The sequence below is a fragment of the Cupriavidus sp. TMH.W2 genome, from assembly GCF_050847365.1.
In the GTDB taxonomy this organism is placed as follows: domain Bacteria; phylum Pseudomonadota; class Gammaproteobacteria; order Burkholderiales; family Burkholderiaceae; genus Cupriavidus.
In genome coordinates this window covers 202,337-226,152 of record NZ_CP193795.1, presented here as the reverse complement: position 1 = coordinate 226,152, position 23,816 = coordinate 202,337, and the positions used below count along the sequence as shown (strand labels likewise).

The 23,816-nt window shown below is 58.3% G+C and carries 27 protein-coding genes; 9 read left to right on the top strand and 18 right to left on the bottom strand.

Going from position 1 to position 23,816, the window contains the following annotated elements; translation table 11 throughout:
* Positions 1–180: 180 nt before the first annotated feature.
* From ACREYQ_RS33015 to ACREYQ_RS33000, 4 genes are all read left to right on the top strand, one after another.
* Entirely contained in the window at positions 181–699 is a 519-nt protein-coding gene (locus ACREYQ_RS33015) for a single-stranded DNA-binding protein (protein ID WP_432263174.1), read from the top strand.
* Between the two features lie 230 nt (positions 700–929).
* The gene (locus ACREYQ_RS33010; RefSeq protein WP_432263173.1) at positions 930–1,514 is read left to right on the top strand and encodes a hypothetical protein; all 585 of its coding nucleotides are present in this window, start codon (positions 930–932) and stop codon (positions 1,512–1,514) included.
* A 112-nt stretch (positions 1,515–1,626) separates the two neighbouring features.
* On the top strand, positions 1,627–1,929 hold the full coding sequence (locus tag ACREYQ_RS33005) for a hypothetical protein (protein ID WP_432263172.1): 303 nt from the start codon (positions 1,627–1,629) through the stop codon (positions 1,927–1,929).
* A gap of 131 nt (positions 1,930–2,060) precedes the next feature.
* On the top strand, positions 2,061–2,306 hold the full coding sequence (locus tag ACREYQ_RS33000) for a hypothetical protein (RefSeq protein ID WP_432263171.1): 246 nt from the start codon (positions 2,061–2,063) through the stop codon (positions 2,304–2,306).
* Between the two features lie 59 nt (positions 2,307–2,365).
* Here ACREYQ_RS33000 and ACREYQ_RS32995 read toward each other — a convergent pair whose 3' ends face one another.
* The 5 genes from ACREYQ_RS32995 to ACREYQ_RS32975 all read right to left on the bottom strand — a co-directional run bounded on the left by ACREYQ_RS32995 (position 2,366) and on the right by ACREYQ_RS32975 (position 6,519).
* Positions 2,366–3,142, bottom strand: a complete 777-nt coding sequence (locus tag ACREYQ_RS32995; RefSeq protein WP_432263170.1) for a hypothetical protein — start codon at positions 3,140–3,142, stop codon at positions 2,366–2,368.
* Between the two features lie 124 nt (positions 3,143–3,266).
* The gene (gene trbC, locus ACREYQ_RS32990) at positions 3,267–3,998 is read right to left on the bottom strand and encodes a type-F conjugative transfer system pilin assembly protein TrbC (protein WP_432263169.1); all 732 of its coding nucleotides are present in this window, start codon (positions 3,996–3,998) and stop codon (positions 3,267–3,269) included.
* Complete coding sequence (locus ACREYQ_RS32985; RefSeq protein WP_432263168.1) at positions 3,946–4,983, bottom strand: TraU family protein; 1,038 nt, start codon at positions 4,981–4,983, stop codon at positions 3,946–3,948. The genes trbC and ACREYQ_RS32985 overlap by 53 nt, the downstream gene beginning before the upstream one ends.
* Entirely contained in the window at positions 4,980–5,609 is a 630-nt protein-coding gene (traW, locus tag ACREYQ_RS32980; protein ID WP_432263167.1) for a type-F conjugative transfer system protein TraW, read from the bottom strand. Before traW ends, ACREYQ_RS32985 begins: the two co-directional genes overlap by 4 nt.
* 193 nt (positions 5,610–5,802) lie before the next feature.
* Complete coding sequence (locus ACREYQ_RS32975; RefSeq protein WP_432263166.1) at positions 5,803–6,519, bottom strand: DsbC family protein; 717 nt, start codon at positions 6,517–6,519, stop codon at positions 5,803–5,805.
* Positions 6,520–6,677: 158 nt separating this feature from the next.
* On the opposite strand from ACREYQ_RS32975, the gene ACREYQ_RS32970 reads away from it, so the two are divergent.
* Both ACREYQ_RS32970 and ACREYQ_RS32965 read left to right on the top strand, forming a co-directional pair.
* Positions 6,678–7,559, top strand: coding sequence for a SprT-like domain-containing protein (locus tag ACREYQ_RS32970; protein ID WP_432263165.1), 882 nt, complete (start codon positions 6,678–6,680; stop codon positions 7,557–7,559).
* The gene (locus ACREYQ_RS32965) at positions 7,546–8,286 is read left to right on the top strand and encodes a hypothetical protein (RefSeq protein ID WP_432263164.1); all 741 of its coding nucleotides are present in this window, start codon (positions 7,546–7,548) and stop codon (positions 8,284–8,286) included. The genes ACREYQ_RS32970 and ACREYQ_RS32965 overlap by 14 nt, the downstream gene beginning before the upstream one ends.
* A gap of 210 nt (positions 8,287–8,496) precedes the next feature.
* On the opposite strand, the gene ACREYQ_RS32960 is transcribed toward ACREYQ_RS32965, so the two are convergent.
* The 7 genes from ACREYQ_RS32960 to ACREYQ_RS32930 form a co-directional block, all read right to left on the bottom strand.
* On the bottom strand, positions 8,497–9,078 hold the full coding sequence (locus tag ACREYQ_RS32960) for a hypothetical protein (RefSeq protein ID WP_432263163.1): 582 nt from the start codon (positions 9,076–9,078) through the stop codon (positions 8,497–8,499).
* Positions 9,079–9,226: 148 nt separating this feature from the next.
* The gene (locus ACREYQ_RS32955; RefSeq protein WP_432263162.1) at positions 9,227–10,660 is read right to left on the bottom strand and encodes a DNA cytosine methyltransferase; all 1,434 of its coding nucleotides are present in this window, start codon (positions 10,658–10,660) and stop codon (positions 9,227–9,229) included.
* 132 nt (positions 10,661–10,792) lie between these two features.
* Positions 10,793–11,608, bottom strand: coding sequence for a hypothetical protein (locus ACREYQ_RS32950; RefSeq protein ID WP_432263161.1), 816 nt, complete (start codon positions 11,606–11,608; stop codon positions 10,793–10,795).
* A 149-nt stretch (positions 11,609–11,757) separates the two neighbouring features.
* On the bottom strand, positions 11,758–12,177 hold the full coding sequence (locus ACREYQ_RS32945; RefSeq protein ID WP_432263160.1) for a hypothetical protein: 420 nt from the start codon (positions 12,175–12,177) through the stop codon (positions 11,758–11,760).
* Positions 12,178–12,193: 16 nt separating this feature from the next.
* A complete protein-coding gene (locus tag ACREYQ_RS32940; RefSeq protein WP_432263159.1) occupies positions 12,194–12,487 on the bottom strand; it encodes a hypothetical protein in 294 nt (97 codons plus the stop codon).
* A gap of 114 nt (positions 12,488–12,601) precedes the next feature.
* Positions 12,602–12,781, bottom strand: coding sequence for a hypothetical protein (locus tag ACREYQ_RS32935; protein WP_432263158.1), 180 nt, complete (start codon positions 12,779–12,781; stop codon positions 12,602–12,604).
* Between the two features lie 106 nt (positions 12,782–12,887).
* Positions 12,888–13,424, bottom strand: coding sequence for a hypothetical protein (locus tag ACREYQ_RS32930; protein ID WP_432263157.1), 537 nt, complete (start codon positions 13,422–13,424; stop codon positions 12,888–12,890).
* A 134-nt stretch (positions 13,425–13,558) separates the two neighbouring features.
* On the opposite strand from ACREYQ_RS32930, the gene ACREYQ_RS32925 reads away from it, so the two are divergent.
* The 3 genes from ACREYQ_RS32925 (at position 13,559) to ACREYQ_RS32915 (ending at position 15,655) form a co-directional block, all read left to right on the top strand.
* Positions 13,559–13,768, top strand: a complete 210-nt coding sequence (locus ACREYQ_RS32925; RefSeq protein ID WP_432263156.1) for a hypothetical protein — start codon at positions 13,559–13,561, stop codon at positions 13,766–13,768.
* Positions 13,769–13,922: 154 nt separating this feature from the next.
* Positions 13,923–14,363, top strand: a complete 441-nt coding sequence (locus ACREYQ_RS32920) for a LexA family protein (RefSeq protein WP_432263155.1) — start codon at positions 13,923–13,925, stop codon at positions 14,361–14,363.
* Positions 14,360–15,655, top strand: coding sequence for a Y-family DNA polymerase (locus tag ACREYQ_RS32915; RefSeq protein WP_432263154.1), 1,296 nt, complete (start codon positions 14,360–14,362; stop codon positions 15,653–15,655). The genes ACREYQ_RS32920 and ACREYQ_RS32915 overlap by 4 nt, the downstream gene beginning before the upstream one ends.
* Before the next feature lie 66 nt (positions 15,656–15,721).
* On the opposite strand, the gene ACREYQ_RS32910 is transcribed toward ACREYQ_RS32915, so the two are convergent.
* The 6 genes from ACREYQ_RS32910 to ACREYQ_RS32885 all read right to left on the bottom strand — a co-directional run bounded on the left by ACREYQ_RS32910 (position 15,722) and on the right by ACREYQ_RS32885 (position 23,727).
* On the bottom strand, positions 15,722–16,066 hold the full coding sequence (locus ACREYQ_RS32910) for a hypothetical protein (protein WP_432263153.1): 345 nt from the start codon (positions 16,064–16,066) through the stop codon (positions 15,722–15,724).
* Positions 16,057–16,350, bottom strand: coding sequence for a hypothetical protein (locus tag ACREYQ_RS32905; RefSeq protein WP_432263152.1), 294 nt, complete (start codon positions 16,348–16,350; stop codon positions 16,057–16,059). Before ACREYQ_RS32905 ends, ACREYQ_RS32910 begins: the two co-directional genes overlap by 10 nt.
* Before the next feature lie 569 nt (positions 16,351–16,919).
* Complete coding sequence (locus ACREYQ_RS32900; RefSeq protein WP_432263151.1) at positions 16,920–17,900, bottom strand: tyrosine-type recombinase/integrase; 981 nt, start codon at positions 17,898–17,900, stop codon at positions 16,920–16,922.
* A gap of 350 nt (positions 17,901–18,250) precedes the next feature.
* Positions 18,251–19,582 (bottom strand): fibrinogen-like YCDxxxxGGGW domain-containing protein, encoded by a 1,332-nt coding sequence (locus ACREYQ_RS32895; protein ID WP_432263150.1) that lies wholly within the window; start codon positions 19,580–19,582, stop codon positions 18,251–18,253.
* Positions 19,583–19,585: 3 nt separating this feature from the next.
* The gene (locus ACREYQ_RS32890) at positions 19,586–21,607 is read right to left on the bottom strand and encodes a fibrinogen-related protein (protein ID WP_432263149.1); all 2,022 of its coding nucleotides are present in this window, start codon (positions 21,605–21,607) and stop codon (positions 19,586–19,588) included.
* On the bottom strand, positions 21,604–23,727 hold the full coding sequence (locus ACREYQ_RS32885) for a fibrinogen-like YCDxxxxGGGW domain-containing protein (RefSeq protein ID WP_432263148.1): 2,124 nt from the start codon (positions 23,725–23,727) through the stop codon (positions 21,604–21,606). Before ACREYQ_RS32885 ends, ACREYQ_RS32890 begins: the two co-directional genes overlap by 4 nt.
* Positions 23,728–23,816 lie beyond the last annotated feature (89 nt).

The following is a 23,816-nucleotide window of genomic DNA, read 5'->3' as shown; positions in this document are numbered from 1 at the left end:
TATAGTGTGGTGAGGCGGTGTCGTTGTTACTTTCGCGGCGGCCAAAGCAGAAAGCCCAACGAAAGCTGGCGTCTCGTTCCAGGAAATTCGAGAAACCCATAGGGTGGTAGCAGGGATTTAAAGCGCTATCACCTTCCCCGTTGCGTACCCCAGTATGGGGTTGGAAAAGGAGATCCAGAAATGGCGTCCGTCAACAAAGTCATCCTCGTCGGCAACCTCGGCGCAGATCCGGAAACCCGCTACATGCCCAGCGGCGACGCTGTGACCAACCTTCGCCTGGCGACCACCGATCGCTATAAGGACAAGCAAAGCGGCGAAATGAAGGAAGCCACTGAATGGCACCGCGTGTCGATTTTCGGGAAGCTGGCCGAGATCGCCGCGCAGTACCTCAAGAAGGGTTCGTCGGTCTATATCGAAGGCCGCATTCGCACCCGCAAGTGGCAGGACCAGTCCGGCCAGGACAAGTACTCCACCGAGATTGTGGCCGACCAGATGCAGATGTTGGGATCGCGGCAAGGTGGCGGCAGTGGTGATGACGATGGCTATGGTGGCGGCCAGCATAACGGCAACCATCAGCAACAGGGCAGTGGGAATCAAGGTCGGGGTGGGAACCAGGGTGGCTATGGTCAAAATGGCGGTGGCCACCAGCAAAATCGGGGGACGCCTCAGCAGCCTCCCGAGGACGATATCCCGTTCTAGACAGAATAAGGCATTGATTTTAAAGGGGAAATTACATTTCCCCTTTTTATCTCAAGGCTCGATCTTGCGCAAGTTCGGTGCTTCGACGTTCGAACTATGCAGCAGGTGGCGGGTGAACTGAGCCCGATCGGAGGCGAAGAAGACTTCCTCGAATTGAGTATAAAATCTTCGGATTTAACAGACCAAGGCTGCCTGCAACTAGGCGGCTAGCGCCGAGGAATAGTGGACACATGACCCAAGGGGAATTTCTTCGAGCTGCCCAAGAGGTGCTCGGCCTGACCCGCGATGAGTTCGCGGATCGTCTGGGCATGAAGAAGCGCAGTCTAGACAACTGGTATTTGCCGCCGGAGTCGAAAGAGTTCCGCAGCATGCATGACGAGGCCCGTTCAAAGATCCATAGCATGCTTCAAGAGGAAGCAGAGAAGCGACCTGGACAGTCAGACTGGCAGGCGGGGTGCAAGCAGATCCTGGCCGCGGCGGCGAATTGTGACTTTGTCAGGCTGGATTGGCACTTTGCACAGCAGCTTGCCAAGGACTATCAGTCCGTTGCTGACAACCTCGTGGTTCTCTATGCGGCGCCAATTGCTGCCTGGCTTGCAGAGGCCGATGCGAGTGTGCCGCTTGGAGTAGCAATGCAACCGCTGGCCGATCGTCTTGAGCGTGTGCTTGCTGCGAATCCCCGCATGTTCCCCTCGAAAGAGCGTCTTACAACAGCGCTCAAGGGCCTTCCCTCTCCAGCAATGAGTCGAAGGCGATATCACACGTTTGATGAGCTCTTGGCCGCTTACAAGACCAAACTGGAGCACCAGAAGTAGCAGCCTAGCGGCCGACGCCCTCTACGGCCGTGCCTAGATGAGGGGGCTTCCCGATCTAGTTCCCTGATACGCATCTCCGATTACCAGGCCATCGCAAGGGCATGGCGTCTACATGGAGATCATCGTCATGGAATTCCTGAAATTTCTCAAAATGGTTTTGCTTGCATTCCGGAACTGGATGTTCCGTTCTCAAGTGGTCACCACCACGCATCAAGACCCCAAAGGCTTCAACATCTACGAGTATGAAGGCATCCCCAGCGTCACTCCGGGTTTCTTCATCGTGAAGTTCTGCCATGTACTCAACGGAGAAGTCCAGGCACGCCATCGGATTCGCATGACAGATGTCGAATGGGCCAATATCCGGGCCAAGATGGAAAAGACCGAACAGGAGGCAGTGGGAAATATCGCTTCCTGAATCAGGATGGATAACGTAAGCGATAGGCCCGACTCCCTTGGACTCGGGCCTTTCTTCTTTTTATGAGCTCCTGACGTGCATATCCAAGAGCCAGGCATTCGCAATGCCACCCTTTACTCAGGAGAAACGTCATGCTCACGGAACAGGAAGTGAAGTACCCCTCGCTAGGCCTCTTCGTCGGCCGAAATGGTGAGTTCAAGTCGGCCGGAATGGTAATTCGAGAGATACGCGGCAGCGTCCAGGTGCAGCCGATCACGTCTCGAGGGAAACTCGGACGCTGCGTCATCGAGGTGCCAAGCGACTGGGGCGTTCTCAACCAACTGGCTGAGGTATTCACGCGGCTCGCTGCAAACGCAGCGCCGCTGGCTACCAAATAGAACAAAGGCGGCACGGATAGACTCCGGTGCCGCCTTTTCTTATTCTGGACCGCGTAGTGTCAGATCTCGCTCTGACAGCTCACCTGGCCCACGCCGTTCACTCTCGCGCGAACGGCGTTCGGATCAATCTTGTCGATCACCAGCTGAGTACCAGAAAGTCCGATCGATCTCAAGTCGGTAGTGAAAGCACGTTCCTTCTGAGCGCTCACCTCGCCGTTGCTGTTGGTGCGAATGACTTTGAACTTGGCCACCCCCTCCCCGGCTCCCAAGAAGAAAGTCGACAGGCCACAGAGCGCTGGGCCTGTGGTCAACGACTTGGTGACGACCACATCGCCGGGCGTCACCGTCACAAGCTCACGCGTCTGGAAGCTGTCGCTTTGAGCGCTGAAGGCGTGATCCAGCACGCCGCCATCTTCCGTGACACCGAAGTACCGGTTCCGCTTGAAAAACGAGCTGGACTCGGGGTCAGCTTTCACCAGGTAGTACACTTTGCCCTTGTTGTCGATCAGACGGGCATCGGGCTGAATTCTTGCCCCAGCCTTGAGGTTCAGCGTTGCATCTCCGGTGGACATCGACAGGTCACGCACGACTTCAACGAGTGCATTGGTTGTCTTGGTGGCCACCGTCAGATCGACTAGCTTCGCGCCGGCGACCGCGGAACGGGATTCGCCGGCCCTGACACCATCGACGCCATTGACCCGGTCGATGGCCGGCAGCACAGCCGAGGTTGGCACCAGGCCCGGGAACGGGGAGTTGATGAGCGTAGTGTTCCCTGCCAGAGCCGTCATTGACACTGCTGAGGTCGCCAACACGAAAGCGATTTTCTTGAACATCATTTCTTCCTTTGTGCGGTTCCGCCCGTAGCGGACTAAATTTGGTAGGGCTGGCTAACTGATAGGGAGAAGGCCCCCGGCCGCAACTCGACAGGAGGCCTGCTGATGCAATCAACCCCGGCGAATCTCAGTGCAAGGGACCGGGTTGGTTGCTGGCGCGGATCATCGCCAGCCGGCTTTCGGCCAGCTTTGCAATCGACGGCTGCGCTCGACGGCGAATCGTGTCCAGAGCGAGCTCCACCGAAATATTGCCGGAGACTGAGGAGAACGAAGCCTCCGGCGAGCATCCGTCATCGAGAACGGACTCAGCTTCCGCGCTTGCCACGACAAAGGTCGGCACCGTTTTCACCTTGAACGCCTTGAAAAGTTCTGGGTGAATCTCCCATGGAGCGCCGGCACGGTTCACCTCCAATGCGGCGAGTTTGGTCGCCTTGAGCGAGCCACCCTTGAAGCCTCGCACCACCATGACTGCTCCCGTTGCCTTGGCCTGGCGAGCCAGTTCCGTCAGGATCTCCTTCGGCAACGAGAACGATACGAAGATGATCAGGTCGCTGGCTCCACGTTTGACCTGAGGTCCTTTCTTGGCCTCGGCGTACTGCTTCATCACATCGTCGAGGCTCTGAGTCTTGACGGGTGGCGGCGCCTTGATGACAGGGACCTCGGCCTTAAACGTGCCGGGCTTTACGGGCACAATCTTCTGGCCGAGGGCCTCGGCTGTATCCTGGCGCTGCTTGGCCATTTGAGCCCGGATCTCGGCGTCCGACGGCATTTGCAGGGACTGAGCGCTGGCCGGCACAACTTCCAAACTAATGGCCAGGAGTAGCGCCGCTGCAACAATCGCGTTTGCGGAAAATCGCATATCCAAAATCCCTCCAGCCCGGCATGGGCAGTTCAGTGTTGGTTTGAGTAAGGATGGGAGAACGGCCAATCGGGTCGCAGCATTTACCATTGATCTTCACCGTCTGTGGCGTCGGATATAGGCGTGTGAACTTGTACTGGCGCTTGTCCATGATGATCTGCGGGTAATACCGGCACATGGCGTCGCTGCCAAACGCAGACCATTGCGTCCCGGCGGCATGCAGCTTTGCGAGAACACGCGTGGTTTGCAGGCGGGCGGTCTGCTCCATGCTCAAGTGCGCCTCATTGTTCCCCGTCAGCGGATACATGTGTCCATACGCGCCAGCCGCCCAGAAGATCTCGGGCAGCGGGAAGCCAGCCGTCGCAGCTACGGCATCGGCAGACATCGCTCCGATCGCAACCATGCCTCCGAAGGGGAAGGCATATGGCGTCATGATTCCGGACAACTCGTCGTCGTTGTGCGTTGGGTCGGCAAAGGAAACCCACGGAATGTCGATGCCGCGCTGATCCAGACAGGAGTCGTCCAGGATTGCTCCCATGACATAAAGAGCCGGGTTGATATACAGGTTCACTTGCATGAACGACGCGCGGGTTGAACCGATCTCGCCCGACTGGTCATCCGATACCTGACCAAAGGCTCCGGAGTTCACTCCTACGTTCACCCGCACGCCACCGAGGAGCGGGAAGCAACCCGGCACTGCCGTCACGTCGGTCATCATGTCCATTTCCCAGAAGGACGTGGGAATGCCGACTTTAGGCGGGTTGTCGCAGAAGCAAACCGGGCTGTTGCCGCCGGAGTCGAAGTCCTCCTGCCCCCCCGATAGGAGCGTAGTGCTACCGAACAGTTTGATTGGCATCACGCATGACCAACACACATCGGTAATGAGGTTCGGGAACTTGCCCTGACAAAGAGCGTCGGCATTCGCCGCGCTCGACGTGAAGCACATGCCGATGAGTAGGCCAAAGGCCGCGAGCAGCTTTTTCACGGTGCGAACTCCTCGATCTGCAATACCTTGCCCTTCTGCGAGAGAACGGCCGGTACACGTTTGATACCAAAGTGATTGACGAGGATGCCCTGCTGATCGAAGTACACAGGCCGCTTCCATGCACGGTCGAGCTTCAGAAACGAACCGGCCACCAAGATGACTTTGTCACGCGGATTGGCATCAGTCCTTTGCTTCGCATAGGCGACTTGCTTCGCGTCTCGTCCGTCGATGAAGATCAGTGCTCTGGAGAGTGACGTGTAGTCGAGCGGATTGAGCTTCGTGCCCGCAGGCACAATGATGTTGCCCAGGTTGTCTTTGACGTTCTCTCTGTATGTGTATGTCGGGTCGAACGTCCAGATCTTTGGCCCAGTTGCCGTCGTGATACCCGGGATTGGTTTCGGGTTCTCCAGGTTAGCAAGCTGCTTGTCCCTGAAGTTTTCCCAGAAGTTCTTCAACTGGCCCTGCTTCTCCATCTGGGTCAGCCGACCCTTGATCATGTCGATCGCGTCCTGTTCCTGAATATGCCAGGTATTGCCATACTGGCCGAGATCCTCGGCAAGCGATATGGCCGCGAAAAGGGAGAGCGAAAGGCCAATGAAGCACGGAATAATGCGTTTGAACTTCATGTCGGCTCCGTTGACGTCCTCCCCGGGCTTCAACCCGGAGATTCCTACCGAGTTGCGCGCCGCGAGGCCCAAATACTTCCTGCGGCCTCGGCGCGCGACGCCGGCACAAAAACTACAACCGCAGCCATGAATGCGGCTGCGGTTGAAGGGGCCACCCCCTTACATGGGGTGCTCGGCCAGAGGGCCACGGCGATTACTTCGCTCCGTTCAGCCACGCGTCGATACGGGCCGCGTCGGCTGCACCGGGCAGGATGCGGCCGTCTTCGCTGAACATGGTCGGAGTGCCGCGCACACCCAGGCTATCCCCGAGCGTCGCGAGCGCTGCGAGGGGGTTCTCGCACTTCTTCATCGGCGGCTGAGCACCGCGGGTCAGGAGGTTGTCCCAGGCCGCTCCGCGCTCCTTCGCCGGCAGGCACCAGATGGCCTCGGATTTCGCCCGGGCCTGGGGGTGCAGCGAGTCGAGCGGGTACATGAAGGTGTAGATCGTCACATCGTCGAGTTGCGGGAGGGCTTGCGACTCGAGCTGCTTGCAGAACGGGCAGTCGGGGTCGGAGAAGAGATACAGCTTGCGAGTGCCCTTACCCTTCACGCGCACGATCGCATCCTTGAGCGGGAGCTTGCTCACGTCGACCTTGTTGGCGGCATCTCGCTTCGGCGCTGTCAGATCCTGGCGCTTCTCCATGTCGTACAGGCTACCGAACAGGAAGTAATGACCTTCCTTGTCGGTGTAGGCAATGTTCTTGCCCATCGTCAGCTCATAGATCCCGGGCAGGGGCGAAGCCTCGATGCTCGTGAAGGTGGTATTCGGGTACTTCTGCTTGAGCGTCGCCATGACGCCGTCAGTTTCCGGCGTCGCGAGGGCGGCGGCGGACAGGGAGGCAAGCAGGAGTGCGGCGGCAATCTTTTTCATCGAATTCCCTCAGTAGTTGAACATGCGGTTCATGAATCTTACGCTTACGTGTTAGCAAAATCAACGACAAGATACATCACACGTGCACATACGGCAATTGTATCTGTGATAGATTGAAAAGTATAATTGCCCTGTGCAAACCCATGGACGGACGGGCGATGAGCAATGTCAGACCTACAAAAGAGGCATATGAGGCACTTCAGTTCGCGTATGACTTCTTGAACGAGCGTCTCTTCGCCGGTGTGCTTCAGGGGTGCCTGATCACGTTGAACCGAAAAGGCCGGTCTTTGGGCCATTTCTCACCGAAACGCTTCGTGAATCGCGGTGGCATCATTTCGGACGAGATCAACCTAAATCCTGTGTTTTTCGGGACAAGGCCTGTTGAGGATGTGCTGTCTACCCTGGCGCACGAACAATGCCATCAGTGGCGTGAGTACGACGGTGAGCCGCCGCGGCGCTCATATCACGACAAAAAGTGGGCTGCCAAGATGCTCTCCATAGGTCTTCAGCCGAGCTCAACTGGTAGCCCAGGGGGAAAGACTGTTGGGGAAACAATGTCCCACTACATCGTCCCGGACGGACCGTTCATCCTTGCCTGCAAGGAGTTGCTTACGCACACCTTTGGCATCGTCTGGTTCGACCGCTACCCGGAGTTCAGTCGCAAGGACTACACGTATGCGGGAACTGTGGAAATTCCTGCGAAGTCGGCGAAGCCCCACGGAAGTCTTGGGATTGATGCCTCAACGACAGAGGTAGATGGAGAGGAAGATGACGATGACGAAACCGGCGGCAAGGGACTGTCGGTCGAGGTGCCAGTCTTCTCGCCGATTCCCATCAGCAATGGCCTTGAGGTGGTTCGACCTACCTCTGCCGCCGGCGGTGATCGCATCAGCGGCGGACGAACCGCTTCCGCGGGGGTATCCGTTGATCGAAGCAATCGGGTGAAGTACACCTGCGGTGGCTGCGGAACGAATTTGTGGGCGAAACCGTCCGTGAACGTGGTGTGCGGGGACTGTCAAAAGCGCTTTGAAGCGCACTGATACGAGGATAGTGAAATTGACACAGGCGGGGATAGATATGTTGCTGGCGTCAGTACGAGAGCGGGTTGGATACCATGTCCTTTCGACGGTCGTCCGCGGCAAAAGGAGGCTAGGCGTCCCCTGCGAACGCGAAAGTCGTGAGCTCGCTCGCCTGGCAGAGTCGATTGCAACGGCGGCAACCTCAGTGCGAATTCATGGATACATCGCCGTTGAAATGCGTGGCCAGCACATCAGTGCGACTACGTTTTCCAGGAAGGCAACGGCCGTGGTTCGCATCCCCTCCTGCTCACTGGATGTTGCGAGGGAGTTGCTGACCAGCGAGCGCGTTGAAGCGTTGTGGTGTCAGAAATTCGCTGAGGACCTCGACGAAGACGAGTCAATCGGATCAATTGACTGGGCCGAAATTCTCGATGACCTAGGCCGGATCATCAGCACCGGGCGCCTAAGGTTCGGCTCACTGTCTTGGGAGCCTGCAGGGCGGTTCACACAGGATCAGATCGCCACACACATAAGCAGCGCCGAGGGCTTGGAGATGGAAGCGGCAGAGGCGTTCCGGTTGGACTACCAAGATCTGGCAAGACGCAAGTTTGCCGATGCGGCCTACCTCAGATCCCTTGCGGAGGCGGGGCGCTTTTGCCGGCAAGCCATGGCTTTCCTTGAAGAGGCGGCAGAGCCAGCGTCGGGAATCGATCGCGGCGCGAGTGAACAGCCATGCGGGCAGCTTTGAAAAGGAAACGCCACCACCTGGTTTAGGTGATGGCGCGGTTGGTTTAGATAACGATCTCCTGCTTCCGCCGATCCGAGGTGACTCCGTCCGCGTCGGCTCGACACAGCAAGTAGCGGTCGTGGAGTCCGCATTGCTGCGGGTTTGGGAGCTTAACGAGCGGGACGCGCAAGCCGATCAACATGTCAATCTCGCCCATCGCCGTGTCGTCAACTACCGCGGGCCGTCCAGATAGCACTGCCAGGGCGAGCGCAATGGTTTCGGCCGAGACCACATCGCCGTCGACTGGGAACGGTGGCAGAACGTTGATGACTTTGGCAATCGGCTCAGCAAGTCCAGAATTCGCTGAGCAGGTCTTGGCTCGCTGAAGGCACGTCGCGCGAGAAAGTACATCAAGGTGACATACTGTTCGGGCGTATCGACGCCGCCCAGTTCATCAGCGTCCTGGAGCTGATCAAGGACTGCCTCGGCAATCATCTGCCCAGCCATGTCCGTGATGTCCTCTTGCCGTACGGCGCAGTCGTCGTTCTCCATCAGACTGAGACGAATCTCGCGGCGGTCCAAGGCCAGATCTCGAAGGTGACCCAGCGACACAACGACCTGGCGGTGCATTCCAAGGGTCTGGCCATCCCTGCCGTCAATGAACTCGAACGACAGCCCTTCATCCGACAGTTGAAGGACGATGCTGGTGTCGCTTTCCTGATTGCCGCCCGGGAGGGCCATCTCGAGTGACACAGGGCTCTCGCCCACTTGCGGAACTTCTTTGCCGTTGATGCGGACACGGATTTGAGACATGGTTTCTCCTGAAGTGAGCCGCTCCCTTGCGAGGCATGCGGCGATTGGCTTGGCATGTGGGGATGGCTCACAGGGCGGGATAAGGCCAGGCGTAGGCAAAGAGGAAAAGAAAAACGCCACCAGTTTTGAGCTGGTGGCGTGGGAGGGGTTAGGCTGCCTTCAGATCTGCGCGAACAAACGAGGTAAACCTGACCTCGATCGCTTGCTTGAATCGTTGGAGCATGTCGCCGATGGCTTTGAACACCGCGATAAACGGTGGCGTGCTGACGGCCTGGCCACAGATTTCATGGCCAAAGGTCTGCGTTACGTCTCGGACCATGTCTTCCCAAATGCCTTTTGCGCGGGCATGTTCGCAGACCGTTGGGATTCTCAGCAGATCCGGGTTCTCCGGGTGTCGAATGAAGGTGCCCGTGCTCTGCCGCTTTGCCAAGGTCTTGTTCAGCGTTGGAACCTTGGTTGCCGTCTCGTCGACGATGGTCATCTTGAAGCCCTTGCCGGCAGCTTCGTCCCTGGTCTGCTTCTCCTTCAGGTATGTGAGCTCGCTCCAACACTTATTGTCCAGCGGCACCTGATCCATGATCTCCGCAAGTTGTCGCTCCTGCGGTTCCGGTCGTTGAACCAGATCAAAGGAAAAGTCCAAACCCTGGGTCACTGCCACCATGCACATCCTCTCTCGGTGTTCGAGCATGTTCCAGTCGGCCGCGTTAAGCACGGTTTCGTGGACCACATACCCCAGGTCGCGGAGCATCGATCGCGCGATTGCCGCTGACGCTGTGTTGAGCCAACCGGGAACACACTCGATCCCCAGAAATGCCGGCGAGGACTTGGCGACGGCCGCCAGAAGCGGCACAACGAGGTGACCAACATCCGGGTGATTCTCCGGATGCTCGAGCTTGAGCTTGGTGCGCCCAGCGTTCGAGGCACCGCTGCACGGGATGCCGATAATCAGGCCGTCGAGCTTTGGCAGTTGCCCCATCAGCCAATCGTCAAACACGACCTCTTGCATCGGTGCGGTCAACAGGATTGTCTTTGCGTCATACACGGGGTTGCGCTCAAAAGCGTGCTCCATGCAGTCGGCGCGGATCTCATTGGCGTACGCCAAGCGAGAGGCGATGCCTGCTGATTTCAGTCCTTCGTGGGCAGCTCGATCGAGAATGCCAACGCCGGCCGAGTAAGACCCGATGTCCAAAGGTTCCTGAGCGACCAACTTTGACTTCAGTCGATCCAGGCGTTCCTTCGCTCGCAACTCGGATGCCACGGGGAGGACGAAAATCCGGCGGGACTGAACGACAATCCGTACTGCGGTCAACCCCAACTTCACAAACATCCCCAACAGATCGCCATTGTTGATGTCGATTACCGGGATCTCCCGATCGCGGACGACTTTCTTCGACACGACGCGCTCACCGTTCTCGACGATTTCGAGGGTGAGCAAGCATCGCGCTTCATCCACCTTGGGGGTGTACTGTACCCCAGGTGTGAACCCGCCCTTGACTGCTTGGGCGCCATCGATCCAGAGACGCGGGTTGCCACGCTTCTCGCCGATCGTGCGGATTTCAACTGCCTGCAAACTTCTGCTCATGATCATCTCCTGAAGGTGAAAGTTGGCCACTTGCGATGGCCTCGTGAAGGGAGATGACTGCCAGGCGCAAATAAAAACCCCGGCTGCGTGAGCAAGCCGGGGCGGTGGGTGGAAATGGGTTGACGTGCGGTATCAGTGCATGGCTGAAGCCTGGAGGTCAGCACTAACAAAGCTGTGTACCGGCCAGGAGTAGTTCGAGCCCAGTTCGGACGCGTAGCCATTTGCCAGATCGTAGGCGCCGAAGTCACCCGCACACATTAGACCGCCCTCCTTCAGCCGCAGGTAGACGGCGATGATTTGCGGGTTCTCGTTGTCGACCTCGAAGCAAGTGCCACGTGGATCGTTCTCCGGGTGCATGTCGCGGGCGCCGTGAATCTCGATGGCGTCGAACAGGTGCGGTTGATCGCCAATGACCGAATCAGCGTACTTGTCGCACAGGGGCGCAGGCATCTCGGTCATGAGGTCGACACCCTTGTGGCAGAGTTGGCCAGTGCCGCATTGACCGCCACCACAGATCTGTTCGCAATAGGAAGTCACCCCATCGTCAGCCAGCATGCGGTAGATGTCCAAGTTGGCCGTCGCAGTGCCGGCAACCGGCACGGGTTCTGGCTGCTGAACCCCGTTGACGATTAAGTCATTGGCCAGCACAGCGGCAAGAGTGGCTTCCTCCATGGTCTGGAAGTTGTCCGCCTCGCAGCCGGTGTAACCGAAGTGACCCGGCATATTGTCGGCCTCATACACCGAAACATTGCGCTCCTCATCCAGTCGTCGTAGCCAGTGACTCAACGGGTGCGCTCCAAAGACAACCGGCGTGGCCGACGCCTGCGTGTCGTACCCGAGAACGCCATCGGCGTCTTGGTTGCGCACAATCTGCACAGCCGCCGCGGCATTGTCGGCTTCTACCTCGACTTCTGCTGCCTTGAGAATGGTGACTTCGAACATGGGCATTGCTATCTCCTGGTGAGTAAAAAAGGGCCATTGCGAAGGCCAGACAACGGGGAGATGTGAATCACCCGAACGTAAAAAAGCCCCGGCAGAATGCGGCCGGGGGCGGGATGGTTCGGAATGCGCAGTGCACAGTGCGCATTGCGCAGTGGTCATTCGAATACAACCACGTTGGAAAAGTCGTGCAGCCCGACCGTGAATCGATCGTTGTTTGCGGGCTTGAAGTAGAACGCGGTGCCGTCCTTTTCCAAGTACACGTTCTCGTTGCCTATGGAGGTCACGTTTGCGACGCCCAGGGCTTGGATCGCCACGTTCGAATCCAGCAGCGAGGGCTCGGCCTTGCGAATCGCATCCTGCGCCGCGGCCTTGACTCGCCCTAACGTCGAGCGCTGAATCACCTTAAGCTGATCGATCAAGCGCAGAAGCGTGGATCGATCATCTGCCAAACCCGCATCGATGAGCGTTTGGAGGCGAATGTCCATGGCGGTGCTTTGGCTGAGGCGGCGCAGGTTTTCCGCCGCGGCGACAGTCACGCTCTTGCCGGCACCGGCAAGCATTGGGATGGTCGACATAATTTCCTCCTGTCCGTTACTGGTCGTCAGAGGCGAGAACCAGTGTCGCGTCCCGTCGAATGAAGCACTTAGACGAGAGGTGCGGCAGAGGGTGGATCTCGCCAGATTCGAGGTTGGTCATGAAGAAATCCTCCTTCGCGGAATAGAGGCCATTGGATTCGATAGCTCGGGAGACGATCTGTGCCTGGCGCTGTGCATTAGGGATTTTGCTCACGAGCCAATATCCGGGCTGCGGTTCTCCTTCCTTGACGAGCTGGATCACATCTCCTGCCTTTGCCCAGCACACTTTGCGTTGGTCATCAATTCTCATGCATTCGCTCCTGTTGATATCGATGGGATTGCCCTGCAAGAGGGGATGACAATCAGTCGGAAGTAAAGACGCCCCGGCAGACGAGCTGCTCGGGGCGTGGGGTGGATTGTTTCTTCATCGCGTCTTCATCAGCCGCTGAATTTCAGTGCTGATGGGGGCTACCTTCGGGCGGCGCGTCGCAGGCGGGTGCTGTTCTGCCGGAGTGAGGTCGGCGAGCGAGTAGCTTCGCCCGAGCAACTTGGGTGCGCTCCAAAGATTGATGGGTGGGAGTTTGAGTTCAGGCCACAGGCTCATGAGATCTCCAAATTGGTTGGCTTGCAACCGGATATGAAGCACACGCGCTAATAGAAGAACCCCCAGCCGCAAAACTGGGGGTCATCATGGGTTACGGTGGACTGGCCTATGCGGCGACTGCGGGGCGAGCCTCGATGAAGTGGGTGACGCGACGGTCGTTGTCCACATGGATGAAGGCAGCCGGCGGCGGCCCGTAAAACTGCGCCATGTTGTCGAGTTCCTCCTTCAGGGTTTCCGTCGTGGGACAAATGACCAGTATGCGATCGCCTTCGCAATAGCACATGGTCATGCGCATGTCGATGTGAACCCAGCAGCCGAAGTACGGCGCATCCTGGTCGGTGTCGTACTGTTTCCAGCCCGATGCGCAGAGCTTTTGGTCGTAGGGGTAACGGCTACCGCCTTTGAAGCCGAGCAGGAGGTCGGCGTCGATGTCGCGATGAACGATGTTGCCTCGCGCGTTGAGCTCGTCGACATATTGCCCTGCCTCGAGCGAGGCGCGCAGCCGGCGGTACTCAAGGATCGCCTGGACGCGCTCAACCTTGGGCTTCTTGGAACGGCGGCCCCAAAGCCAATTGCCCAGTTGTTCGCCGATCGCACGCCGGAGTTGGTTCTTTGTGAGTTTCTTCGTTTCGTTCGCTTCCATGAGATCTCCCTGAGATGATTGCAAGGTCCTTGCGATGGCCTTGTCCAATGAGATGTCAATCAGCCAATAGGAAGCCGGTTATCTGGGCGCGTGACGCATATCCGTTCAATAGATAACGGAGATCAGTCACCACCATGAAGAAACTTGCGCTTGCTGCGTTCCTGGCCATGCCCGGATCGCTTCTCGTCCTTGCCCTCCTCTGCCTGCATCCTCGGGTGCGCGCAGAAATCTCGGATGCGGCCGGACTCAAGGCCATCCTCTCGCGCCTCAATCGGCAAGCAGCCTTGCTGCTGCTCGTCATGAGCCTCTACCTGCACGAAGAAGCGGTGAGGCCTATTCAGTAAGTCAAAAGCCACCGGGGCATCCCTGGTGGCTTTTTCCTTTGCCGCGGAATCGGTAGGTGCCTAATGCGACACTTCTTTGTTTTCGAAACGGACAAGGGCTGATTTGACGCTAGAATACTGTACGTATATACAGTGCAAAAAGAGCTATGCAGGTATGTTAGAAGTCACCCCCTCCCTTGAAGTCCGCCAGGTCGCCGCGGCAGGCTCGGCAAGCGTCACTGAGATATCGTTTCGCGTGCCGGCCGGGTTCCCCTCGCCGGCCGAAGACCTGGGCGTCAAGCGCATTGACCTGAATGAGGTCCTGATCAGGCACCCCGACGCCACGTTCTTCGTTTGGGTGCGCGGGGACAGCATGAGTTTGGCGGGCATTTGCGATGGCGACAGGCTTGTGGTCGACCGCGCCCTCACACCAGAGCACGGGCAAGTTGTCGTCGCGATCCTGGACGGAGAGTTGACCGTGAAGCGTCTGTATCGGAAGAATGGGATCGTCAAGCTGCAAGCCGCTAATCCCACTTACCCTGATATTCGCATGCGCGAGGCGAGTGAGCTTGTGATCTGGGGGGTCGTGACGCACTGCATCAAGAGCCTACTGTGATCGTATCCGGGCCGATCGCGTTGATCGACGCGAACTGCATGTATTGCTCGTGTGAGCGGGTATTCCGCCCCTCGCTGGAGGGGCGGCCTCTCGTTAGCCTCAGTAACAACGATGGCTGCGTAATTTCACGTACGGCAGAAGCGAAGGCGCTGGGCATCAAGATGGGGCAGCCGTGGTTCCAGATCCGTCACCTGGAAGAATCGGCGGGACTCGTCGCACTGAGCGCGAACTTTGAGTTGTACGGCGACATGTCCGCCAGGATGATGAGTGTGATCGCCCAATTCAGCCCAGAACAGTACATCTACTCGATCGATGAGTGTTTCCTGGGTCTGAGCGGCTTCAAGCGCGACTTGACGGCATACGGTCAGGAGATCCGGTCGCGCGTGCTACAGCACGTGGGACTCCCAACCTGCGTTGGAATTGCCGATACGCTGACGCGGGCCAAGCTCGCCAACGCGGTCGCCAAGGCTCGGCCGCATTGGAACGGAGTCTGCGACTTGACAGTGATGCCGCGTGGGGCACTCGCGACGCTCATGCGAGAAATCGAGGTTGGCGATGTCTGGGGAGTTGGTCGACGCCTGGCGCCACAACTGAAAGCAATCGGGATCGAAACGGCATTGGATCTGGCACGCGCCGATCCAGTTGTCCTCGGCCGGCAATTTTCCGTCGTTCTTTCCCGCACGATTCAAGAGTTGCGCGGGATTCCATGCATCGAGCTGGAAGCTGATACGCGCCGGCGAAAACAGATCGTGACATCCAGATCGTTCGGTCAGCCGGTCACCTCGCTGGAAGAGATGCGTGAGTCGATCGTCGAATTCACGACTCGCTCAGCAGCCAAGTTGAGAGCCCAAGCGTCACGAGCTGGCGCAATCCAGGTGTTCATTCGCACCAGTCCGTTTAGGGCGAAGGACCGGCCATACTCTGCCGCAACGGTCGTCCAACTGGTCACCCCCAGCGCCGACACCAAAACCCTCGCCGCCGCGGCGCTTAGAGGATTGCGGGGTATCTTCCGTCCCGATTATCGCTACGCCAAGGCCGGCGTGATGCTCTTGGATCTGAGGCCAGAGCACGTCGAGCAACTGGAGTTGTTTGGCCCCTCCTCTGCCCTTGGAGGCAACGAGGATAAAGGCGAGCGTCTGATGAAGGCGATGGACGATCTCAACCTGAGATTCGGCCGGGGCGCCGTAAAGCTGGCCGGCGCCGGCACAAAGCAGGCGTGGTCGATGAAACAGGAGCGCTTGACGCAACCGTATACAACCCGTTGGGAGTCCATCCCCATCGTTCGAGCCTAGCCCTCTTGAACGGTGCGCTTTTGACCTGCATCACCTACCGATACCTTGCCGCCAGGAACTCACTCGCTAGCGCTTGTCGTCGTGGAAGCAGTATTTCAGGTTCCCGAACCGATCGGGTTCGCCGCATCCCGGGCCGCCGAACGGCAGGTTGTCGGAAACGCTACGCGTCACGGTCGAGAGCTTAGCGTGCGCGTCCCGTGGCAGCGCCATAGTCGCGTCGTCGACAGTCGCGCTAGCCTGTGCCTTGGCACCGTTCAGAAGAGAGATTGCGGCGTCGAACCAGGACATGAGCGAGTTGTCGGAAGGTGCAGCGGGGGCCTGCGGTGGTTGGGCTGCAGGGCGTTCGTCGACGGACTTGGAGACATAGTGGTATCCGCCCGCGGCGACGAGCAGCATGAGGATCAGGCGCATGAGACAGGCTCCGTAGACGGCAGAGGGAGGAATTCGGTGATGACCTTGGGGGAAACCTCGAGGAAGTCTTCAATGTTGTCCGGAAAGTGGACACCGGCCTTCACGGCGATGGCGATGACGGCCTCGATGTACTGAGAGAACTCGTCACGGTCGAGGGAGGTCGTGCTGATCGGCTCAAGTCTGAGCTCGCCGGAGGAAAGGCGCACCTCCTCGAGCCCCAGGATGCGCTCCTTGAATTCGTTGTGGAGCGTCTTCTCTGCGACCGACGAAGTGATCAAAGGCATGCAGGTACAGGCTATGTGCCGTACGACTGCCCAGTAGTATCTTCGCTGAAGAGGGGTGCTTTTCTGAGGCTTCATCGTCCTCGATTTTAGCAGTATCGATAAGATACATAAAGAGTACGCGTAATCAGAGGTTGAAAAAACGAGAGCGACCAGAGGGCGCTCTCGTGAAGTTTGTCGATCTGGCGAAGTCACCAGCTTACGAGATCGGACGTGGATGTCCGGTTCACTCCGATGAGGGAGGGACCGCAGTGCGGGTAGTCTTGGCATAAGGGATATGTCGAAAGCTGCTCGACATCCGGCGTTACGCTTATAGATTTATGTGGATACTGTCTGTATCGCTCCCCTCTACTCTACCCCGGGGTATTTGTGCTTGCCTGCGAGGCCAGGCTTTGGTTAAATTGCGACATGGCAGCGCGAGATCGCTGCCACCGAATCCCGATGGATCTCCTGAAGTTGGGAAACAACCGAAAGGTTGAACTTGCGACCACGAGGCCCGCCCGTAAAACGGCGGGCCTTTTGGTTTTCAGGGGGTCTCAGGAGGCCGATCGACGGCCAGGTAAATGGGCCGATCAGTTTTGAAACGTCTGCCAGCTTTGCCATGATGCCTTCAGGCGCTCTGCAGTGAGCACGACCGCAAACCCCAAGGACTCGCCGACGGATTTCGGGCTCTCGCCTGCCTCGAACATCCCCGCGGCGAAACTGTTGCGCATGGTTTGAGGGCTTGCCCGCTCCAATCGATTTTCAGACACCCCGGACGCGTCGACGATGGCGTCGGCCGCGCGCAAGGCAGTGACCGAGTGCATTGCCCCCCCATGGACACCGGCCGGAAACACCAGGTCACCACGACAGCCGGAGGTCGCCCGTTCGGCCAGCCAGCGGGCTAGCAGGTCACGGGCGAAGGGGGTCGGTTGTGTCCGGTGTGAGAATTGGGAATCCGGCCGCCGGAGCTTGATCCATGGCTCGCCGTGCAGGGCCACGCAGTTAACAGTCAGGCGCAGGGCCTCCGAGACCTTGAGCCCGGCCCCAAGGAAGGTTGCGACCATGGCGCGATCGCGCAGTTGGCGCCAGTGTTCCTCGGACTTTTGCCATACCACAGGCGACAGGAGGTGCTCAACCAGCGTTCTCCTCTCGGCCAGGGTCAGGAAGCTCGTCGGCAGGTTTCCTGCTACAGCCTTCCAGGCGGCCCCCTGCTCCTTCTGTGCGACCCCCGCGGGGTTCACGTACCCCCGTGGGGCCTTGGAGCGATACAGATCGGCGAAAACGCGCTCAATCAGTTTTCTATATCGGTCTCGCTGACTTCTATTCTCTGAATGGAGGCTGCTGAGGAACTCGCTGATATGCACGTCCGTAACTCGGGTGAGCTCGACACCACGAGTCTGGAGGTAGTCTAGAAACTTGCCCCACTGAGCGCGATACACCTCCGCCGAGGAAATGCGCATTGCAGGAGCGCCACCACGGCCCTTCTGCTGGCTGAGCCAGGTATCGAAGGATGTCTGCGGATCGGCCTCCCAACCTGCTGGCCCGGCTTTGAAGAGATCTTTATTGGTCATGAGTCCCACCGTCGTGATCAGAGCGCGGGTGGTCAGTTTCAGTCCCACCTGACTGTTAACTGCATACAGGGTCAGGATAGCAGCTCCCGACCGCATTTGTTCATGAGGAACTAAAGAAAGCTGAGAAACAAGAAACACTGAAAAGGGCCAGAGTCCTCGCCCTGAGAGGACTCGCAGTCTTTGACTGTTAACTGCGCGAGATGCGCCGGCGACCTCACCGACACTTCCACAAGAAATCGATCCGGCTGATTCAGCGCACGGACAAATCCGCGATCTTCATGGGTCCCCAGCAGGCTGGGGACTTCGTCAAGCCACAAGCCAAGCACGGCGACACGCTGGAGCTCGGCTGGCTACCGGACATACAGCTCCCGATATGTCGTCGCGTCGTAATGATAGGCGTACGAAGAAAATCCCGAGGTAAAAGACGGACAGTTCTTGGGGCCAGGAACGCCGTTCCCTCCGCAGTTCGGACTAACGCCACCCGCATCCCAAAGTGTCAGCGTACTTGTAGGATCAGAAGGATCAGCGGACGCCAGCCCCCACCCAATGTTCCTGCTCCACAAGGATGTACGTCCCGCGGCACTAGCGACTCCCGAAAACGTTGTCGACACCATGCCAGCACTAGCCGTGAGCATCGAAAAGCGAACCCAGGCCCCGTATAGAGACTGCCACGTTGAGTTACCTCCCTTGAACAGCGCCTGACCGAAGTTGTTAGTCAACCCCGTTGGCAATACCGGCCGAGTGGAAGGACTGCTAGAGTATGTCGGAAGCGCCATACCCGCGGTCACGGACGCAATGGTTAGGTCATGGCCCCCCGAGTTGTTGTCTCCCGCGAAAACCAATGTCCAACCGCCGCCGTCTGTCGACTGGTCGCAATAGACATCCGCGGTGGAGGTGCCGACTCCGCCCGGCTGCAATCGATATACTCCATCCCCAACCGCATTGCGGTACACCTTCAGTCCGCTCGGATAGCGGTAAGCCTGGCATGTGGCCGCGTAGCTGCCATCCGCCCAGCGCCGAACGCCATCGGAGCTTTGCACGAGGCCAACCACCGCCGCTCCGCCGGTGAGCGCTGTCCAGTCCCCCACCCTGCCGCTCGCATTCGTGTAGATAGCGCCGGTCTCGACAACTGCCCGAATTTCACCCGAGCGAGGGTTCAGGATACTCCCGAGATGGCCCTCTTTGGCCACCGTGGCACCGTGGTAACTCACGCCTGAGAAGCCGCCGTAAAGTTGGGAAACGTTGACGCGGAATATCAAGTCATCGCCAATTCGTGTTCCTGCCAGTGCTTGCGCGCAACTCGTGTCGAACGTCTTGCTCCCTCCAGCGCTGATGACGGCGAAGACTGCGTCAGTGGCAACGACAGGCGTTCCCACGCAATAGCCAAGTGGAGTCCCAAATGCATCGACCTGAGGGGTTACAGCAGTAGGCATTAGGCCTCCACCGGATGGGACGACACTACCCGCCACTGCCGGCGGTGCAAGAGGATTGGTCCCTGTGCTATCGACAAGTCCGGCCAATTTGACCGCCGACTTGTCCAGGGTCGCGCGACTGACCGCAATGCGTTCACTTCGACTTTGTTGAAGGACGCTGCCGGCAATCGCAAAGGTGAGTGCGCTGGCCGCGCCAAGAATTAGCAGTGCATGGATCAGCGCAACGCCGCGTTGATTATGTCGTTTCATGGCTCACCTTACTTTCATTTCGGTGTAGGTGAGCGACTCGTATTGCCCTGTCCACAAACTCCACTCGACCCCATCGGCATAGCTGGAATGAGGACCGTTCAGCCAACCACCATTCAAGTTGGAACCATGGCATGCGCCGTACCACCAGGCACCGTGAAACGTTGCGGCGCAGTTTCCCGACCAGGAGTCGTGATCGGCGTCATATGTAGAGAACGGCATTCCATTGACGGTCATCGAGTCCCCCGCGAGACCGCCGCTGAACCCCGATACGCTCAGCAAGTAATTGGTCGCAGCAGATCCTACGGAGAACGTTGTATATTTGGCATAGGCGACCTGTGAGTTATAGCGCCCCAGGTCGACTCGCAACGAACGGGGCGAGCTGGTCAGAAGGTTCAGCTTGTCTAGACCCAGCCAGAATTCTCCGGTGAGGGCACCGAACCCAGCCACGTAGTCAGACCATGGGCGATAGAAATCGATGCCGCCCGAATAGCGACGCTGGAAAACGGTCCAGCCGCCACCGTCGCGGCTCATATCACAACGAACCTGGAAAGGTGCTGCGGAGCCAGGAGGCGAAATTAGGTAGACACCATCGGCCATTGCCCCCTTGTTCCGATAATCGAGGCACATCGGATAGGGCTTCTCTGCCATCGGCTGCCAGGCACCGCCTCGTTGTACGAAGCCCGCCTGAATGGTCATCAACTCGCCTAAGCTCCGGCCAGACTGCATCAACTGGGCAACTTCGTCATCGGTAAGCGCACGCTTCCAGGCAGCAAAGTCGTCATAGAACGTGTTGGAGAGTTGCTGAGCCGAAGGGGACGCGCTGTTCCCGCCCATCCATAGCGTGTTGCCAAAGGTACGGTTGCTCGGAACCGGTTGAAGACCAGCCAAGCTCAACGTCTGCTTGACGCCATCAATGTAAATGCGCTCGTCGGGAGCAAAGTTGTCACCGCCATTCGTCCGCGTGTCCATGACGAACACAAACAGATGCTTACCGGTAGTCGGCACGGGAACACCGCGCACCTCCCCATTCACGGTATTGAAACCGATGTAACCGTAGTCCTTGTTGTAGTAAATATCATACGTGTCAAACGACCAAAGCATCGGATAGGAGCCATACGTCGCACTGTCCAGCCACATAGCGATCGTGGCCTGCGGCGAGCCAGAGGCTTGAATGTCGGCCAAGGGTACGGAGGCTGAGCCACTAATCAAACGACCATTGGAAAACACTCCGGGCGCCGCTACGCCACTTGAGAAGGTGAGGTCATGACTACCCACAGCGTCAAAGGCCGTAACGCCGGAGACTTCGTCCATAGGCCAATAGCCAACAAGGCCCTTGAGCAGTGGGGACATCTGCGAGCCCTGAGATTGCAATGCAACCCACTTCCCGGCTTGTCCGGTGGGATTGAAGAACAGAGCCGCCTTACCGGAGCCATCGTCCATCACAGGGCGAATCTCGCCAACTGTGATGTACTGTAGGGCATTCAATGCCGACAAGTTTGGGAGGGGGCGGCCGTGGTGCATCGAGCCCGTACGGCCCTTGAGCAGGCTCGCGCTGTTAATGACGCGCACGGTGTCATCCCCTAGTGCTTGCCCTGCCACAGCGAGGTTGCACGGGGTCTGGAATACCATGTCCTTGCTTGCAGAAACCAGGGCTGCCGTGGCATCCGAGGGACTGACGCCCGACACAAGGCAGTAACCTATCGGGTTACCCCAGCCATCGAGGGTGGGCACGTTCAACCCCGCCGGCAACTGGCCGCCACCAGACGGCGCAAACGCGGCGTTTTGCACCGTCGGCAGCAGCGCCACATTGTTATCGGAAAATGCCGCCATGGCGCCCAACTGTGTGGCAGCAGCCGCCAGTGCGGTTTCCGTCAGCGTTCGCGCCTTTGCCGTGCTCTGGCTCATCACCAGTGTCTTGACGACAGACGTGGACATCGCCACGGTAGCTGCGATGGCTGCAACCGTCGCGAGCACCAACGGCACCACCGCATAGCCACCTTGAGATTTCTTGATGTTCACTTTCATCTGGCCCACAGGTACAAAGTGGCGGGCTGCCAAGCGCCCTTGTTGTAGTTCATCCCGCCCATGCCGTACTGCGATCCGTAAGCACCCAATCCTCCGCAGGAATCGTGAGTAGCATCATTGCCGGACCCTTGGAGGTCCTGATTGGCAGCCCACCCCCAACGCGCACCACACATCAAATTCTCCGTGAAATTGAAGCCAAACCGAGCCGCGGTGATGGCTTGCCCGTTCGGATAGGTGGTCGTGCGGATGAACCAGTTGACGACCGTACCTGGAAAGCCATAGGGGTCGGCGTAACTGGTGCGCGCACTATCGCTAAAGGCAACCTGGGGCGTGGACGACGAGCGATTGTAGAACTGCCGCGTTGCCTCGTTGCTGGCTTGCAGGCGATACGCGCTAGCCGTCATCGTGGCAAAGGCTCGCGACACGAAGTTTCCATCATTGAGGTTCTGGTAGGCCGCGGTGTCGTTAAGCGTCGTACCCATCGACCAATAGACGGTATCCCCCTGAAGCGTTGCGCCGTCGCCGGCGGCCTGCTTCATCACAAGCGTCCATCCGCCGCCATCTGTGGTTTGGTCACAGAACACGGTGTACGGAGCACTAGGGTTGATGAGGTACAGGCCATTCTCCCGCGCACCGGCTAATTGGTAAGCCTGGCAACTCGCAAGAGCGCCACCATCGTACCCAGCCCATACTCCGCTTGTTTTGACGAACCCCGCCTGCTTTGTCAGCATCCCGCCGAATGACATGCGCGAGTTATAGAGAACCGATACTTCTGAGTCAGTTAGTGCTCGTTTCCAGATGGCAACATCATCATAGATGCTGTTGGAAACCCAGTATTGAGTATCGTCATTTCCACCCCACCCGCCGAAATTCAGGACACTGCTCCAAACGCGGGAGGGTGCGTAGGGTTGCGTCCCGTAGAGAAGGGCAAGTGGTTGGCGAACGCCGTCAATGTAGATCCGCTCGTCCATCGCAAAATTTGAAACAGTCGAGGGACGGCGATCGAACACAAAAACATAGTGATGACGACCGGTCGATCTGGTGGCACCATAAATCTCCGAGTTCCCGGTATTAAATCCAACGCCATTAGATGCGGTTTCAACGTCCCATTGGTAAAACCCAAACGGCATTTGCGCGGCTGTGAAGGTACCGTTATCGAGCCAAGCAGAAATCGTCACCTGGTTCGGGTTAGCGGCGACGATCTCAGGAATGGATACGGGGTTGCGGCCCGTGATCTGTTTGCCAATGGGTGAAATGATGCCGGTGGTTGGTGTTGAATTCAGTGAAAAATCATGTGTACCCAACAAGTCGTAGGCGTAGTTTCCGAAAGCCTCGTCCATCGGCCAGTACGCAACCAGGTCTGTGTAGAACGTGTGCCCGCCCATCTCAGTGGTCATGTCGCAGTACACGCCATATGGCGTGCCGGCGGGGTTGATCCAGTACAGGCCGTCGCCTATGTCTCCGGTGTAGGCATAACCACTCCCACCCTGGAGATAGCCCTGGCACGATGCCGCGATACCGCCATCGGACCATTTGCGCATGCCACGTCCATCGCGCTTGACAAACTTCCCGCTGGAGCCACCAGAGATGGCACCCGAAATCAACTGCCAATTACCGCTGCCGGGGAGACCCAGCGGATTGATATAGACCTCCTTCGTCTCAAGCACCAGCCGGACCTCCCCCTTTGAACTTGGGGTCACGGTGTTAAGGTCAGAAAGCAGATTGAGCGGAGGCTTGTAGCCATCGGTCTTGCCTTTCGCAGCCGACGCTCGCCAATCTGCGGCGGTGACTATGCGAACAAGGTCATCCCCATTGCGCAATCCTGAAAAAGCGTCGTTACAACTCGTTTGGTATGCCTGGTCCGTCCCGGGGGACAAAATGGCAAACAGCGGAGTACTCCATCCGTTCCAGTTCGAGCTCGAGTAGTTGCAGAACCCAAGGCTACTGCCCCAACCATCCTTTCCATTTGTCACGAGGCCCGCCGGCACTAGCGTCCCGCCCGCAGGCGCACCCGTTCCAACCGTGTAGACCAATGAACCGGGGAGCGTCGGTCTACCGTCAAAACCTTCGCTATAGCCCAGACTGATAGCAGTATCGGCCATCAAGTTGATGGCACGCATGGTGGATGTAGCTACGCGAGAATTTCCGCTGGAGCGCGAGATAGACGATATGCTCGTGAGCGCCACAGCGCCGGCCACCGAGGCTGCGG

Bases quoted from the DNA above. Each gene is read 5' to 3' on its own strand.
- ACREYQ_RS32890 (WP_432263149.1), bottom strand. From the start codon at position 21,607: ATGAAAGTGAACATCAAGAAATCTCAAGGTGGCTATGCGGTGGTGCCG.
- ACREYQ_RS33005 (WP_432263172.1), top strand. From the start codon at position 1,627: ATGGAGATCATCGTCATGGAATTCCTGAAATTTCTCAAAATGGTTTTG.
- ACREYQ_RS32930 (WP_432263157.1), bottom strand. From the start codon at position 13,424: ATGGAAGCGAACGAAACGAAGAAACTCACAAAGAACCAACTCCGGCGT.
- ACREYQ_RS32970 (WP_432263165.1), top strand. From the start codon at position 6,678: ATGAGCAATGTCAGACCTACAAAAGAGGCATATGAGGCACTTCAGTTC.
- ACREYQ_RS32920 (WP_432263155.1), top strand. From the start codon at position 13,923: ATGTTAGAAGTCACCCCCTCCCTTGAAGTCCGCCAGGTCGCCGCGGCA.
- ACREYQ_RS32900 (WP_432263151.1), bottom strand. From the start codon at position 17,900: ATGACCAATAAAGATCTCTTCAAAGCCGGGCCAGCAGGTTGGGAGGCC.
- ACREYQ_RS32945 (WP_432263160.1), bottom strand. From the start codon at position 12,177: ATGTCGACCATCCCAATGCTTGCCGGTGCCGGCAAGAGCGTGACTGTC.
- ACREYQ_RS33010 (WP_432263173.1), top strand. From the start codon at position 930: ATGACCCAAGGGGAATTTCTTCGAGCTGCCCAAGAGGTGCTCGGCCTG.
- ACREYQ_RS32995 (WP_432263170.1), bottom strand. From the start codon at position 3,142: ATGATGTTCAAGAAAATCGCTTTCGTGTTGGCGACCTCAGCAGTGTCA.
- ACREYQ_RS32960 (WP_432263163.1), bottom strand. From the start codon at position 9,078: ATGTCTCAAATCCGTGTCCGCATCAACGGCAAAGAAGTTCCGCAAGTG.
- ACREYQ_RS32905 (WP_432263152.1), bottom strand. From the start codon at position 16,350: ATGCCTTTGATCACTTCGTCGGTCGCAGAGAAGACGCTCCACAACGAA.
- ACREYQ_RS33015 (WP_432263174.1), top strand. From the start codon at position 181: ATGGCGTCCGTCAACAAAGTCATCCTCGTCGGCAACCTCGGCGCAGAT.
- ACREYQ_RS32955 (WP_432263162.1), bottom strand. From the start codon at position 10,660: ATGAGCAGAAGTTTGCAGGCAGTTGAAATCCGCACGATCGGCGAGAAG.
- ACREYQ_RS32925 (WP_432263156.1), top strand. From the start codon at position 13,559: ATGAAGAAACTTGCGCTTGCTGCGTTCCTGGCCATGCCCGGATCGCTT.
- trbC (WP_432263169.1), bottom strand. From the start codon at position 3,998: ATGCGATTTTCCGCAAACGCGATTGTTGCAGCGGCGCTACTCCTGGCC.
- ACREYQ_RS32975 (WP_432263166.1), bottom strand. From the start codon at position 6,519: ATGAAAAAGATTGCCGCCGCACTCCTGCTTGCCTCCCTGTCCGCCGCC.
- ACREYQ_RS33000 (WP_432263171.1), top strand. From the start codon at position 2,061: ATGCTCACGGAACAGGAAGTGAAGTACCCCTCGCTAGGCCTCTTCGTC.
- ACREYQ_RS32935 (WP_432263158.1), bottom strand. From the start codon at position 12,781: ATGAGCCTGTGGCCTGAACTCAAACTCCCACCCATCAATCTTTGGAGC.
- ACREYQ_RS32950 (WP_432263161.1), bottom strand. From the start codon at position 11,608: ATGCCCATGTTCGAAGTCACCATTCTCAAGGCAGCAGAAGTCGAGGTA.
- ACREYQ_RS32940 (WP_432263159.1), bottom strand. From the start codon at position 12,487: ATGAGAATTGATGACCAACGCAAAGTGTGCTGGGCAAAGGCAGGAGAT.
- ACREYQ_RS32885 (WP_432263148.1), bottom strand. From the start codon at position 23,727: ATGCGTGCCATCAACTTGATGGCCGATACTGCTATCAGTCTGGGCTAT.
- ACREYQ_RS32910 (WP_432263153.1), bottom strand. From the start codon at position 16,066: ATGCGCCTGATCCTCATGCTGCTCGTCGCCGCGGGCGGATACCACTAT.
- ACREYQ_RS32895 (WP_432263150.1), bottom strand. From the start codon at position 19,582: ATGAAACGACATAATCAACGCGGCGTTGCGCTGATCCATGCACTGCTA.
- traW (WP_432263167.1), bottom strand. From the start codon at position 5,609: ATGAAGTTCAAACGCATTATTCCGTGCTTCATTGGCCTTTCGCTCTCC.